This window comes from Holospora elegans E1, assembly GCF_000648275.1.
Classification (GTDB): domain Bacteria; phylum Pseudomonadota; class Alphaproteobacteria; order Holosporales; family Holosporaceae; genus Holospora; species Holospora undulata_A.
In genome coordinates this window covers 1-14,108 of sequence record NZ_BAUP01000059.1, presented here as the reverse complement: position 1 = coordinate 14,108, position 14,108 = coordinate 1, and the positions used below count along the sequence as shown (strand labels likewise).

Genomic DNA, 14,108 nt, shown 5'->3' with positions numbered 1-14,108 from the left:
TTGAATTTCTTTTTATCAGCAAAAGTAGATATTTATTTTTTAGGCAATACAGAGCAGCCATGACGCCTTAAGCAACGATGAAGACTTGATTGGCTTAAATGTGGAATAGTTTCTTGTAAGCTATATAATACTTCATCCTCTTGAATGCAACACTTGCTTCTTCTTCAGACTCTGAAAGCACAGTAGATTTGATCTTTTTAAGACCGATAGGGAGATCTTTTGTATCTTCTCGATTCTTCCATTTGATAATTGTTTTTGGATTAACATTAAATAGTATAGCCGCTTTTTCTATGCTCTCTTCCCTATTGGATCTCTCTACGGAGTACCTCAGTCGGTCTGGCATTTGCGTGTAATACTTGTCTCATAAACTTTTCCTCCATGAATTATTGTCTTCATTATTGTCTTCATAATATACTCCATAATTCTATGGGATCAAACATCAATTTTCAACGCTCTATTCGACGCTATTTCGTGGTTCTTTAAAACATCCAATTCAACCTAAGTTACTATAGAAATGGGAATCGGTATAAGGAGTGACTGTTTTTTATGGTCCTGGCTATAGCATGAAAAAATATTATTGATTTTTGATAAGTTGTTATTTTTCTTGCATTAATTTTAAAAAGAAATTATAATTTTTTCAGGATTTTGTGTAATTAGTTTTATGGTATCTCCTACACTTTATGTTCAGCGTTTAGACCCAGAACTCTCAGATATTGGGTATGCAACTTCAGGAAGTTCTGCTTTTGATGTGCGCTCTAGGATCCAGTGTGAGTTTCATCCAGGGCAAATCATTACTGTTCCCACAGGGATTGCTTTGGCGCCTCCCGAAGGGTGGGAGATACAAATTCGTTCTCGTTCCGGGTTGGCTGCACGTCATGGAATTGTGGTGTTGAATGCTCCTGGAACGATTGACGGGGATTTTCGTGGGGAAATACAGGTTATTTTGGTTCATTTTGGATCAGTTCCTTTCACGATCGAAAAGGGAATGCGTATTGCACAAGCAGTGATGGCGCCCGTTGTTCAGGCGCGTTTTGAATGGGTAGAGAGTTTGTCTCCTACACAACGCGGAGAAGGGGGATTTGGTTCTACCGGATTGCACTGACCAGTATTTATGTTCAGCTTCTGCTGAGTTGCTTGAAGAGTGTTTTTTTGATTTGCTTTCGAGCTATTTTCGTAAAAATATTCCAAAAAGTATTGCCGTTGGGGTTTCTGGCGGAGTAGATAGTCTTGCGCTGACGTATTTACTTATGCGGTGGAAATCTTTACATTGTCCTGATCTTCTTCTGGTAGCCTTTATAGTAGATCATGGCGTGCGAAGCGAATCTTCTGTGGAGGCTTTGCGGGTTTCTTCTTGGCTGCGATCTTGGGGGGTGCCTTCATACGTTTTGTGTTGCCAGAAAAATATTGGCAATGGGCAAGCGCGTTGGAGAAAAGCGCGCTACAAAGAGCTTTTTTTGGCGTGCCATGCGCATCAAATTTCATTATTAATGTTAGCACATCATCAAGATGATGTATTGGAAACAGTGTGGATGCGTCGTCAAGCTTTAAGTGATTGGAGAGGGTGCGCTGGGATATCAAGTCACCGTATCCAATGGGATGTTCATGTTGTGCGCCCCTTATTGGCTTGGCCGAAACAGTGCATGTATCGTATACTAAAGCACATACGGCACCCTTGGATTGAAGATCCGTCTAATCGGTCTCCTGAATTTCAGCGTTGGAAAGCACGTTGTGTTATTAAAAGTTTTTCTTATGAAGAGCGTCAGATGTTTTGGAAGACAATTTTGGCGCTTGCGGTGAAAAGAAATTATGAAAGTTTAAAATGGGCTGAAAAAGTAAACTTTGTTTCTGTTGCGGGGGGGTATGGGATTTTTAAATCTTCTTCTTGCTTTCAGCTTCCTGTTTTACAGGGGGCTCGAGTGTTGTCTCAGTGGATATGTGGCATTGTTCCCAGGGCTTCTCCTTTAAGGCAGGAATCTCTGTGTCATGCGTGGAGACGAGTTTTGAACATGGACGGTCAAAACTCTTCTTCGATTGTTTTTACGTTGGGGGGGTGTGTTGGAATCAATACTCCAGAAGTTTTGTATTGTTTTAGAGAATGGGGAAGGGTTATTCCTGAAGAGCCCCCTAAACACCTGTCAAAGGGGCCTTGGATTTGGGATCAGCGTTTTTTGTTTTTTCACCCAACAAAAGGTCCAGTTTCTGCAATAGCTTATGGAAAAAATTTGTACACTGCGTTATTGCCAAAGGTTCCTGTATTACCAAAATACGTACAGCGATTGGCGTGTGCCTCTATGCCAAACATTTCTGGAGGAATATTGTGTCATTCTGGTGTGCCTTGTCCTATTTTTGCATTGCCTTTAGAATACAGCGCATTCATTTTTTAAAAAAATACGGATTTTAAAATAAGGATTGAATAAAAAATATTTAGACAAGTACAGTAGAAAAAAGAAAGGGGATTGATCACAAGCGTTTAAGGGTTGTACAGTAATAAGAGAAAAAATTTTGATTATAGCAAGGAGAGGAAGAATGAAAATTGAGGCAAACGAACTGAGAAACGGAAATATTATTGTACTTCAGAATAAGCTGTGGCTTGTCACGCGTACTCAGCATACTCAGCCGGGTAAGGGGGGGGCTTATATTCAAGCGGAAATGAAATCCTTAGAAGAGGGAAACAAACGCTCAGAGCGGTTTCGGTCTAATGAAAATGTGGAACGCGCTCATCTTGAAGAGATTTCTATGCAGTTCTTGTATAAAGAGCGTAACGCTTATGTATTAAGCCATCAAGAAACGTATGAGCAATTTTCTGTTACCGAAAAAGAATTTAACGCCAATCCTGCATTTCTAGAAGATGGAATGATATTGAACGGAGTTTTGTATGAAGGAAGGGTTATTTTGGTCAAATTCCCTTCTCAAGTCACCTTAGAGGTTTTAGAATGCGAACCGTCTTTAAAGGGGCAAACTGCTACCTCTTCTTATAAGCCTGCAACGTTGAGTAATGGATTAAATACGATGGTTCCTCAACACATAGAAAAGGGGATGCAGATCATTGTTAATACAGAAGATTGCAGCTATGTAGAGCGTGCAAAACGATAAGTTTAGGGGGCAGGGCGATACTTTTTTTTAGGGGGAAATTTTGAAAATCTCTTAAAATATTTTAAACTGGCAGTGCGGGCAAAAGTTTTACACAGGATTTAAGAATTAATGCATATTTCCGTTATTACGTTATTTCCTGAAATGTTTTCTTCATTGAAGGTTTCAATTTTGGGGCGTGCCTTGAAAGAAAATCTTTGGCGTTTAGATCTTATTGAGCTTAGAGAATTTGGCGTAGGAAAGCATAAAAGTGTTGATCGTTCTTGCTATGGTGGTGGGGCTGGCATGTTGCTAAGGGCTGATGTTGTTCATGAAGCGGTTCTTTATGCGCACAGTCTTGATGTACACACGCCACAATTGGTGTACCTTTCTCCAAGAGGGGCGACGATGCGTCAAACGGATATAGAAGGGTATGTGTCGTGCCCTTATCTTATTATACTTTGCGGTAGATACGAAGGAGTTGATGAAAGGGTTCTGGAATTTTGGAATTTTCAGCAAAAATGCATTGGAAATTTTGTTGTTTCAGGAGGCGAACTTCCTGCCATGATGTTTATCGACGGATGTGTGCGGTGTTTACCAGGTGTTTTAGGAAATTCAGAATCTTTGGTGTATGAAAGTTTTCAAAACAATGCTCTAGAGCACCCTCAGTATACTTATCCTGAGCTTTGGATGGGAAGAAAAGTTCCAGAGGTGTTACGCTCTGGGCATCATCAAAAGATTAAGGCATGGAAGGAGGAAAACTCTCTTCCGGAAAACTCTTCAGTTGACTGACTTTTGAATACACACGGTAAGTTTGCGCGTTCTTTCTTTAAATGCTTGCTTTGTGTACTACAGGCGTGCTAGAAAATATCGTTCAAGATTCTGGAAAGATAGAACCGCGCTTTTACGTTATTTAATTTTTATAATTTAGCTTCTACATTAAATTGTAGGTTCAAATTAATTGTCGCAACAGCTTGAACAGCACGAAGTGCATTCTGGGACGCATACGCTTATTTCTTTCTTACTGCACACACCGCAGGGGCTGACAGAAGTAATAATTTGAGATCCGCAGCACTGCTTGTTTTCTGCAACACCTATACTAGAAGTAAATATTGCTAATGCCAATAGATATTTTTTCATGATTTTTCTCCTTTTTTAATTTTTAATAAATTTTTCTATTTTAAAATTTTTATTTTTTCATTAATTGCAGCAAGAAGAACATGATGAACATGTCGTCAAGGGAATGCTGTGCTGTTCATACTGAATTTGGGTTGGTGCACAACAAGCGGTAGGATAAATAATTTTTGTACAACATCCTTCTTTTGCGCAACATCCTTCTCCCTCAGCAAAGGCGCTTCCACCGATTACCAACGTAGAAAGTAAAAATAGTGTTTTGTTCATTTTTTTTCCTTTTTCATACTTCAAAAAAATTCTATCACTGTTTTGTTAAAAAAGTACAAAACCTATAAAAAAAATAATTTTTATTTATTTTCTTGAGTATTTGAATTGGTTATTGTATATTTAACCAGTTTTTTTATTTTTTTATAATTCATTTTGATTTTTGAATATTTTAACTAAAGATCTTTTTTGTTAGAATTGGTAAAAGAGGTATTTAAAAACTCTCTAAAAAGAATTGTGTGTAAATTTTGTGAATGTTCTGATTGCTTTAAAAGCGGTTTTGCTCGATGGGTTCAGCGGTACAAATATAAGAACCTGTATTCATGAATAAAAAAGTGTGATATAAAAGGCTTGAAGGAGTAGAAGATGAATTATCCAAGCGATTTAAAAGAGAGAGGGATGTGACAAAGCATCATTTTGATAGCGGCAATAAAAGCAAATACAAAAAAAGAGGGGGGTAATGCAGTATTTTATATAATTAAGAGCGGTTATCAATGGCTCATGCTACCAAAAGATTTTTTACCATATTCGACGATACATTCGTTTTATAGACAATTTAGGATTAAGGAGGTATAGAAAAAAGTGATAAGTGATGCATGAACTTGTTAAGACAAACCGAATTAAGTATGAAAAGAGTGAGAATCCCAGCTATAGCATCATTCACGAAGTGTTAACCCCACAGGTGCCTCAGAAAAAATAGGTATAGATGGGGGAAAAAAGATAAAAGGACGTAAACGGCATAGTGGTGTTGATAGGCAAGGCAATCTGCTCCATATCACCACGGTTCATAAGGCCAATGACACAGGTGGTGGGTGCAGAGTTTTTGAGAAAGCGTAAATATCCTACATTTAAAAGGAGTGTGTGCAGATACTGGATATAGAAAACCCATGGAGGAATTTGTGAGAACTCTATTGAATAAAACTATAGCAATCTCAAAGCGTATATCTCAAGGATAGACCATACTTTCAAAGCGTTGGATTGTCGAAAGAACATTTGCATGGCTAAATCATTTGCAAAGGGTATCTAAAGATTATGAAATTGCCCTAGCGACTGCTGAAAACATAATTACAGCCCATTCCATGATCCTATTAAGAAGGCTAGCAAATCATTAATATAGGTTCTAAAAATGTGGGAAAAATTTCACGAGGTGTGCCCGAGAAATACAAGCTCAAAGCCTTCGTTTTATACGCAAGCGGCCTTTCAATGAACCGAATTGCTCAGCATTTTAGTGTCAGCGCCACCTCTGTTTTGAAGGGGGCGGGCACCTTAGGATCAAGGCTGCGCGCCAAAGTTACCCCCTTCCCAAAAGGCAAAGGTATTTTTAAGGAAGTCGATGAATTTTGGCGTTATTTAAAAAAAGAAGCAAAAAAATTGGATTTTTAAAGCTTGGATTTCTAAAGCTTGGATTTCTAAAGTCTATGATCGTGCTGGGCTCATCGATTGGGAATTTGGTGATCACTCGGGTCAAACATTCAAACGACTTTTTGAACGATTAAAAAAATGAAAAATTTTATTTTATTGCAGAGAGTTATTGGAAAGTTTTAATAAAATTATTCCAAGTAAACGCCTCTTTCGGGGAAAAGATAAAACATTTTCTCTTGAATAAAATAACGCTCCACACCGTCATTGGTTTGTAAAATTTCGTCGAAAATTCCTTGCAAACACACGATAACTTGAAATACTGGAGGTAACAATTTGTATTTTAATCATGCTATCTTTTGTTACAATCTTCGATTTTTTTTAAAGCATTTTTTGTTGTATTAAGAAATAGGCACTAGAACGTATTTTATTTTGGGGCAATGTGTTGAAAAATTATAAGTTTTTGATACAATAAGTATGTAATGTGGTGGTAATCTCTACAGCAAAGCACGTATTTCCAGTGTGCGGTTTCGTACGAAGCTTTGTTTTGGGTGTAACTGGAAGAGGAAGTAGAAATGACGTATAAACCTGAGGCATTATGTCCTCAAGATTTAATTCAGCGATCTGTGTATTTAGGGCATAAAGCTTGTCGCGGAAATCCTAAGATGGCGCCTTACATTTATAAAAAACATGATGGTGTTCATATTATTGATCTTGTAAAGACTCGTGCACTTTTTGAGCGAGCCCTTATGGCGATTTACACTATTGCAGAACAGGGGGGAAGAATTCTATTTGTGGGGACAAAGCCTCATGCCAGAGAGTTGATAAAAACTTACGCACAAAAATGCGGCCAATATTATGTTGATCATCGCTGGACAGGGGGAATGCTTACCAATTGGAAAACTGTTTCTGCTTCTATTAGGCGCTTGAAAGAGTTAGAAGAAAAATTGGCGTCGCCAGAAATTGTTAATTATGTAAAAAAAGAGCAACTTCAGTTAACGCGGTTACGAGATGGTCTGGAAAGAAAGCTTGGTGGCATAAAAGAAATGGGTGCTCTGCCCGATGTTATTTTTGTTGTAGACGTTGTAGAAGAGCGTATCGCAGTGAAAGAAGCTCAAAAGCTTAACATTCCCATCGTAGCTATTGTAGACACTAACGCAGATCCTGAAGGGATTGACTATATTGTTCCTGGAAATGATGATTCTTCTGGTGCGGTAGAATTGTATTGCTCAAGGGTTTGTGATGCTGTACTGGCGGGATTACAGTCTGAAATGGAAAAATCTGGAAAGTCTTTGAAATCCGCGCGGGTTGGAAAGCCTGGATTTGATGAGCAATTGTTGACACAGCTAACTGAGCGGTTTAAGCAAGTGGAGTCTGAAGTTTTGGTTCCTAAGGTCGAAGAACAGGTTCCTCCCCCTTCACAAAATTCCCTATCTCAAAAAAAATAAACAACTTTTCGTTAGGAGCATGGCATGAGCACTAATATAAATACAGTAAAACAGTTACGCGCAGAAACAGGCGCTGGAGTTTCTGATTGTCACAAGGCGTTAGAAGCCTGCAAAGGTGATATCGAGGAAGCAAAGTTATGGCTAAGAAAAGAAGGTATTGCTAAGGCTGTAAAGAAGCAAGATCGCAAAACTGCCAAAGGGTTGATTACTTCTTATGCAAAAGGTGGTTTTGGTGCTCTTTTGGAATTGAATTGTGAAACGGATTTTGTTGCTCGAAATGAAAGGTTTCAAGAGTTTGTTACGGCTTTGTTAAAAGACGTTGCAGATCACCAAGTTGCTTCTCTTGAAGCGTTTTTAGCACATGAAGCGTTGAATGTGCAAGAGCGGATTCTTGAGCAAAGTGGCGTATTGGGAGAGCATATTCGATGTTCAAGGTTGGGCGTCTTAGAAACTAATCCAGGGGTTGTGTGTTCTTATGTGCACTGGGAATCGTGTCCAAATATGGGGCCTATTGGGGCTTTGGTTGCGTTAGATTCTGAACTGCCCGAGGAGATTTTGAAACCTTTGGGAGAAGGTATAGCGATGCATGTTGTTGCATCATCTCCACTGTATAAATCTGTTGATGACGTTCCAAAAGAGGATATTGCAAGAGAGGAATCCATTTATCGAGATCAATTAAAAGACAGCAATAAGCCTGCGCCGATCATTGAGAAAATGATTAGTGGACGTGTTAAGAGCTTTTTGGAGGAAACGGTTTTGGAAGAACAAAAATTCGTAAAAGATCTTTCTCGTTCTGTGAAAGTTCAGATTCAAGAGCTAGAAAAAGAGCACGGAAAATCTATTCGTATTTCCAGCTTTCTGAGATTTGTTTTGGGGGCTGATGCTTGATGTTTCAACCGGGAGAACGCCTCTTATTAAAGCTTTCAGGGGAGGTTTTAGGAAGAACTTCTACAGGAGAGAGTGGGGGGATTGTTCCCGAGACTTTAAAATCAATCTGTTTGCAGATTAAAAAATTATCTCAATATCGATGGACAATCGTGGTGGGAGGAGGAAATTTTTTTCGAGGCGGAAATGCATCCTGGTGTCATCGCAGCACTGCAGATCGTATTGGTATGCTGGCAACTGGGATGAATGGGCTTGCGCTGCACGAAATGTTAGAACATCTTGGGGTGCCCAGTTGTCTTTTATCTTGCGGTGTATGCAGTGGTATAGGTGAAGCGTACGACCCCCGTGTTGCGCGTTTTGCATTAAGTAACGAAAAAGTCGTTATTTGTGTTGGGGGAAGTGGAATAGGTCATGTTACGACAGATACCACTAGTGTGTTACGAGCCTGTGAAATAGATTGTTCAGTGATTTTGAAGGGAAGTTCGGTAGAAGGGGTGTATGATGCAGACCCCAAGTACCATAAAGATGCACGCTTTTTGTCTTGTATTACTTATACTCAAGCTATACAAAACAGATGGAAGGTTATGGATTTTACTGCTTTTACGCTGGCGCAAGAATTTCAAAAGAAGATTTGTGTATTTTCTATTTTGTCTCCTCAGTCGCTTTTGGGATTAATTGATGGTACGTTGCGTCATACTTTGATTTCCTGTGGCTGACTTTTTTTGTGAACAGTTACAAAAAAGTGTTTTTTATTAATAAAAAATTCAGGTTAAGATATGTGTTTGCTTTGCGCAAACAAAAAAATAGAAGGTGTTTTTCTGGATTAATGGATTCACTAAAATAAAATAGCCTTTTCTGATCTCGGGGTCTTGCATATAAGAAAAATCTAGTTTATCCTTAACTACCAAGGTTTTTTGAGTTGTTATTATGTCAAGGTGTTGTGTTATTACAGGTAAAAAAGCGCTTAGAGGAAACTTAGTAAGTCATGCCAATAATAAGACAAATCATTTTTTCTTACCTAATGCAAGAAAAATTCGTTTAAAAAGTAAGATATTAGGGAAGACAGTAATGTTTATGGTTTCTGCCCGCGGGTTGCGCACTTTAGATAAATATGGAGGGTTGGATGCTTATCTTCAGAAAAAGACTAGACGTCGCCTTCATGAAGAGCTTCATCCATTAAAGCGCGCTCTTATGAAAAAATTAAAAGTTTCTTCAGATTTATAATCGAGTACATAGTATCGTTTTATGGCGTTTTGGAAAATTTCAAGTTTTTTTTCCACTTTTATGCGCGCACTAAAAGACGGGATTGCTTTGTTAATTCTTGCTTTTGATTTTTTTTTGTTAGTAAGTTTTTTATCTTATTCACCTCATGATCCCAGTTGGAATGTTTGTGTTCGAGGTGTTCCAGACAATTTAATGGGGATTTGGGGTGCCTGTGTTGCTGACTTGTTTTTTCAGTTTTTTGGTTTGGGAGCCTGGATTTGGGTTCTTTCAGGGTTTGGAATTTTTGTTAGTATTGCGCTAAGTACTTCTTTCTGGTTTTGGGTAAGGTGGGGGTTTTTATTTAGTATTTTTATTTCTTTCTTTTTGGCGTTACTAGGGAAAGAAATTAGTGCATCCTTTAGGATATATCCTTGCGGTATTGGTGCGTGGATAAAAGAGGGAAAAGTTTCTTTTTGGGTTGGAGCGGGAATTTTAGGCTATGCGGTTGTATGTGCTGCAGCGTTATTCATAAAATTTTCTTTTCTTAAGAAATATATAAAAAAGTTCTCTTTTTTTAGGGGCAATACTCAAGATCAAAATTTTGAAAAAGCAGAATCTTCTGTTCAAAAAGCTGAGGTAGACTGTGTGCCATTGGTTCAGAAAAAATCTAAAATTTTTCGCTCTTCGAATACGAAAGAAGAAATAGGTAAGAATAATGTCTACCTTAACAATCCAGATACTGCGTTGCCCCCCTTAGAGCTTTTGACGCGAAATCCAGGAAAAGGGGGGATTAAAACAGAAATTACTCAAAGCGCTATAGATCGATTACAAGTAGTTTTAGAAGAATTTGGAATAAAGGGAAAAATAGTTAACGCAAGGCCGGGCCCGGTGGTTACGTTGTACGATTTAGAGCCTGCGCCGGGTGTTAAATCTTCTCGTATTATTAGCTTATCTGATGATATTGCGCGCTCTATGAGTGTACTTTCTGCTCGGGTAGCGTTAATTCCTGGAAAAAATTTAATGGGGATTGAGTTATCTAACGTGCACCGTCATATGGTTTATCTTCATGATTTGTTAAACAGTCCTTTGTATACAGATTTTCAAGGACAGCTAGGGCTGGCACTGGGGCAAGACATAGCAGGGCAACCTGTTATTGTAGATTTGGCCAGGATGCCGCATTTGCTAGTGGCAGGCACAACGGGTTCAGGAAAATCTGTAGGGATCAGCAGTATGATTCTATCTTTATTGTATAGACTTTCTCCAAAACAATGTAAATTGTTGCTCATTGATCCAAAGATTATTGATCTTACAGTTTATGATGAGATTCCACATTTGATTGCTCCAGTTATTACGGATCATAAAAAAGCACTAGAGGCACTAAAATGGGCGGTCCAGGAAATGGAGCTTCGGTATAGAAAAATGTCTCAATTAGGGGTAAGAAATATTACAGGGTATAATCAAAAGGTTCAAGAAGCAAGAAAAGAGAATCAACCTCTGATGAGAGAGGTTCAATTGGGGTTTGATGCTGAAAATCGTCCCTGTTTTCAGCAACAAGTTTTTGATACAGAATTCCTTCCGTATATCGTTATTATCGTTGATGAAATGGCGGATTTGATGTTGGTGGCGGGAAAAGAGCTAGAAGTCTTGATTCAAAGATTGGCACAAATGGCGCGTGCCGCAGGGATCCACTTAATTATGGCAACACAGCGCCCATCGGTGGACGTGATTACCGGTACAATTAAAGCTAATTTTCCAACTCGACTTAGTTTTCAGGTCAGTTCAAAAATTGATAGCCGCACTATTTTAGGAGAGCAAGGAGCAGAAAGTCTTTTAGGTCAAGGAGATATGTTGTACATGGCTTCTGCAGGACGTGTTATGCGCATACATGGTCCTTTCGTAAGCGATGAGGAAATTGAGAAAATTGTAAATTTTTTAAAAACAAGAGGCGTGCCGGAATACATTAATATGGAAATTCAAGAGGATGATACGATAACATGTGATTTACCTTCTCAACACGATGCATTGTATCAAAAAGCTGTTGCTATTGTGCGTCAAGATAGAAAGGTTTCTACGAGTTATATCCAACGTCAATTACAAATCGGATATAATCGCGCCGCCCGTATAATAGAGCAGATGGAAAAAGATGGAATTATTTCTGCTCCTAATCATTCTGGAAAAAGAGAAATCCTTATAGGGTGAAGAAAAAGATTAAAAATTATCTAGAAGTATTAACCAATTCCAATTAGCTGGTTATTCATATTAATAATTTAACCGTTCAATTTTTTTTAATGATATTTAGGAAACGCTATGGTTTTTTGCTTGAGACTTTTAACAAAAGATAGCATGATTAATTTTCAAAGTTTTATTAACGTGAAGTGCCGAAAAAATACGCAGTGTTGCCTCTAGCATTTCAAGAGATCGTGTGTTTGAAAGGGGGGGGGCGAAATCTTGCAAACCAATTGCGGTGTTGACCGTTATTTTGTTCAATTAAAAACGTTTAATATTTTCCCTGAAAGAGGCGGTTGATTGGAATATAGTAATTTAGGTTGAATTAGGTGTAATTTTTTTTCTTAAAACGTAAAGGAAAATGACAAAGAGCTACAGCAACGATTTAAGACAAAAGATAATAAATATTTAGATGAGGTGAGTGGGCATATTGAAGCATCGCAACCATTAAAATAAGAGTATCAGCGATAGGAAGGTGGGATAGAAAATTGGTATAGAAAATACAGAAAAGAAGGCGGTTATTTTCCTAAGAGGTGTGGTGGCTCAGAAAAAAAGATTGAGTTAGAGAAGCTTGAAAAGTTCATGAAAGAAAACCAAGATATGATCTTGAAAAAAGCTGCTCAAAAATTTGGGGGCACAATCAGTTACTGGTTAAAAAGATTAGGCTATAGCTTAAAAAAAAGACTTTTCGCACTTAGAAGCAAGCCAAGAAAGGCGAAGTCAGTATCAAGAATCGATCAAAGATATAGCGTTCCAAATCTTGTATATATTGATAAAAACGGCATTGATAGGCTATGTGCAAAGACAAAAACTGGGGCAGAAAAAGTGAAAAGTTGGTTGGTAAAAAAGTGGAATCAAAGAACAAATACTATTGCCGGTTTGGTTAATAACACGCCGATAGTGCTAATGGAGTTTAACGGATCTTGCGACACATAGTATTCCAAGCTTGGGTAGAATTTTTTCTGATCAAGGAACTAAAGCCTGGCCAAGGTGTTATATGGACAATGCTTCTTTTCATATCCAAGAGAAGTAGAGAATGAATAGGATTTGTAAAGTGCAGTATAATTTTTGTATCTCCTTACTCTCCTGATTTGAATCCAATAGAGAAATTCCGGACTAATATGAAGAGGTGGACAATATAACTAAATTTCAACGCTCTGTTTGATGCTATTCCGTGGTTCTTCAAAATATCTAATTTAAACTAAATTACTATAATTTTGTTAAAACCTGCCTAATGATCTGCGCTGATCTGCGCAATAAAATAAAATTTTCTATTTTTTTAATCGTTCAAAAAGTCGCTTGAATGTTTGACTCAAGCGATCACCAAATTCCCAATCGATAATCCGTTTTCCAGCATGATCCTAGACTTTAAAAATCCAAGCTTTAAAAATCCAAATTTTTGCTTCTTTTTTTAAATAATGCTAAAATTCATCGACTTCCATGACAATACCGTTGTCTTCTGGGTATAGCTCAATTTTGGCGCATATCCTTGATTATAAGGTGCCCGCCCACTTCAAAACAGCGGTGGCGCTGACACCAAAAAGCTGAGCAATTCGCTTCATTGAAAGACCGCTTACGTATAAAACGAGGGCTTGTAGCTTGTCTTTCTCGGGCACACCTCTTGAAATTTTTTTCACAGTTTTTACATTTGTGCCGCTTCCCCCCAACAAAACCGCTTTTAAAGCGATCTTAACATTCACAAATTTTACACAATCATTTTTAGAGACTTTTAAAAGACTTCCTTTACCAATTTCTAAAAAAAAGATCTTTAGTTAAAAGCTTCTTATTTTTGTAGTATTATTTTTTAGTAGTTATTAATGGAATCAGAGAATTTAAAATGTTAAAGTTTTTATTGACTTTTACTGTATGTTCGCTTATCTTTATTAAGCAAAAATTAATTTTATTTTAAGAGGTATGGTTTGAAGCTTATTCTTTTTTCTAAATATGTTTTTTTCGGATTTTGTTGCTTTTTTTCAAAAGATTTTTTGTTCGGAAAAAACGATAGTTTGTCTAGCTTTAGTTTTGAAAACGAAAATTCTCTATTGCTACCTTTAGATTGTTCTGACGTTCAATCTGATCACAGAGCTCTTCAGTCTTCCGAAGAAATTTTGTTACCCCTTTCTGAGCCTAGCATTTCAGATGATTCAAAAAAAGAAAGTGAAATTTGTTTTTCTGAAAATTTTTTCTCGCCTTTTTTATCAGAAAAATTAGAAGAGCAAAAGGCTCGATTTGAATGCAGGGATACTTTAAGAGCAAACACTCAGGTTTTCTTTTCTGAAATAGTTTTTCCTACTTTTTTATTTGAAGAATCAGAAAAAATAGAAAAACAAAATAATAAATTCGAACAAGAGGATGATGAATTGTGCAGATCTTGCGAAGGGCCCATTTTGGTTTCTCTGCCTAAGGGGGAAAAAACACTAGAAAAGCAAAATGTAAGATTTGAACGATTAAAAATTGAGCAAATAAAAAATGAAGAAGAGTGTAATCTTTCTGTGCTTTTCAAAGAAGAGTTCGTGGACG

General features: G+C 37.6%; 17 protein-coding genes and 1 pseudogene. 13 read left to right on the top strand and 5 right to left on the bottom strand.

Annotation, left to right across the window (positions count from 1 at the left end; genetic code table 11):
• Positions 1-94: 94 nt before the first annotated feature.
• Positions 95-343, bottom strand: a complete 249-nt coding sequence (locus HE1_RS02010) for a hypothetical protein (protein WP_052567216.1) — start codon at positions 341-343, stop codon at positions 95-97.
• 318 nt (positions 344-661) lie between these two features.
• On the opposite strand from HE1_RS02010, the gene dut reads away from it, so the two are divergent.
• The 4 genes from dut (at position 662) to trmD (ending at position 3,861) form a co-directional block, all read left to right on the top strand.
• On the top strand, positions 662-1,102 hold the full coding sequence (gene dut / locus HE1_RS02005; RefSeq protein ID WP_006290122.1) for a dUTP diphosphatase: 441 nt from the start codon (positions 662-664) through the stop codon (positions 1,100-1,102).
• Entirely contained in the window at positions 1,080-2,384 is a 1,305-nt protein-coding gene (tilS, locus tag HE1_RS06385) for a tRNA lysidine(34) synthetase TilS (protein ID WP_006290121.1), read from the top strand. Before dut ends, tilS begins: the two co-directional genes overlap by 23 nt.
• A gap of 142 nt (positions 2,385-2,526) precedes the next feature.
• Positions 2,527-3,093, top strand: a complete 567-nt coding sequence (gene efp / locus HE1_RS01995) for an elongation factor P (protein ID WP_006290120.1) — start codon at positions 2,527-2,529, stop codon at positions 3,091-3,093.
• Between the two features lie 108 nt (positions 3,094-3,201).
• Positions 3,202-3,861, top strand: coding sequence for a tRNA (guanosine(37)-N1)-methyltransferase TrmD (gene trmD / locus HE1_RS01990; protein WP_006290119.1), 660 nt, complete (start codon positions 3,202-3,204; stop codon positions 3,859-3,861).
• Between the two features lie 165 nt (positions 3,862-4,026).
• On the opposite strand, the gene HE1_RS08055 is transcribed toward trmD, so the two are convergent.
• Together HE1_RS08055 and HE1_RS01985 are read right to left on the bottom strand one after the other, a co-directional pair.
• On the bottom strand, positions 4,027-4,209 hold the full coding sequence (locus tag HE1_RS08055; RefSeq protein WP_024161478.1) for a hypothetical protein: 183 nt from the start codon (positions 4,207-4,209) through the stop codon (positions 4,027-4,029).
• 60 nt (positions 4,210-4,269) lie between these two features.
• The gene (locus HE1_RS01985) at positions 4,270-4,470 is read right to left on the bottom strand and encodes a hypothetical protein (RefSeq protein WP_024161477.1); all 201 of its coding nucleotides are present in this window, start codon (positions 4,468-4,470) and stop codon (positions 4,270-4,272) included.
• Positions 4,471-5,438: 968 nt separating this feature from the next.
• On the opposite strand from HE1_RS01985, the pseudogene HE1_RS10570 reads away from it, so the two are divergent.
• The 7 genes and pseudogenes from HE1_RS10570 to HE1_RS01950 all read left to right on the top strand — a co-directional run.
• Positions 5,439-5,579 (top strand): annotated as a pseudogene (locus HE1_RS10570) (IS5/IS1182 family transposase); the annotation flags it as partial.
• Between the two features lie 16 nt (positions 5,580-5,595).
• Positions 5,596-5,850, top strand: coding sequence for a hypothetical protein (locus tag HE1_RS01975; protein WP_006289655.1), 255 nt, complete (start codon positions 5,596-5,598; stop codon positions 5,848-5,850).
• A gap of 551 nt (positions 5,851-6,401) precedes the next feature.
• Positions 6,402-7,274: a 30S ribosomal protein S2 gene (rpsB, locus tag HE1_RS01970; protein ID WP_006289654.1), complete on the top strand. Its 873-nt coding sequence runs from the start codon at positions 6,402-6,404 to the stop codon at positions 7,272-7,274.
• Between the two features lie 24 nt (positions 7,275-7,298).
• Positions 7,299-8,162 carry a translation elongation factor Ts gene (tsf, locus tag HE1_RS01965; protein ID WP_006289653.1) on the top strand — a complete coding sequence of 288 codons (864 nt, stop codon included), beginning with the start codon at positions 7,299-7,301 and terminating at the stop codon, positions 8,160-8,162.
• Positions 8,162-8,875: an amino acid kinase family protein gene (locus HE1_RS01960; protein ID WP_006289652.1), complete on the top strand. Its 714-nt coding sequence runs from the start codon at positions 8,162-8,164 to the stop codon at positions 8,873-8,875. Before tsf ends, HE1_RS01960 begins: the two co-directional genes overlap by 1 nt.
• Before the next feature lie 211 nt (positions 8,876-9,086).
• Positions 9,087-9,383: a 50S ribosomal protein L28 gene (rpmB, locus tag HE1_RS09925; protein WP_006289651.1), complete on the top strand. Its 297-nt coding sequence runs from the start codon at positions 9,087-9,089 to the stop codon at positions 9,381-9,383.
• A gap of 60 nt (positions 9,384-9,443) precedes the next feature.
• On the top strand, positions 9,444-11,561 hold the full coding sequence (locus HE1_RS01950) for a DNA translocase FtsK (RefSeq protein WP_052567215.1): 2,118 nt from the start codon (positions 9,444-9,446) through the stop codon (positions 11,559-11,561).
• 129 nt (positions 11,562-11,690) lie between these two features.
• Here the strand turns inward: HE1_RS01950 and HE1_RS08745 are convergent, their stop codons facing one another.
• A complete protein-coding gene (locus tag HE1_RS08745; protein WP_162531187.1) occupies positions 11,691-11,849 on the bottom strand; it encodes a hypothetical protein in 159 nt (52 codons plus the stop codon).
• Between the two features lie 321 nt (positions 11,850-12,170).
• On the opposite strand from HE1_RS08745, the gene HE1_RS01945 reads away from it, so the two are divergent.
• Entirely contained in the window at positions 12,171-12,524 is a 354-nt protein-coding gene (locus HE1_RS01945) for a hypothetical protein (RefSeq protein ID WP_035544135.1), read from the top strand.
• A 557-nt stretch (positions 12,525-13,081) separates the two neighbouring features.
• Here the strand turns inward: HE1_RS01945 and HE1_RS01940 are convergent.
• A complete protein-coding gene (locus HE1_RS01940; protein ID WP_006290703.1) occupies positions 13,082-13,288 on the bottom strand; it encodes a helix-turn-helix domain-containing protein in 207 nt (68 codons plus the stop codon).
• Positions 13,289-13,507: 219 nt separating this feature from the next.
• On the opposite strand from HE1_RS01940, the gene HE1_RS01935 reads away from it, so the two are divergent.
• On the top strand, positions 13,508-14,108 hold a 601-nt coding region (locus tag HE1_RS01935; protein WP_035544132.1), incomplete at its 3' end, for a hypothetical protein.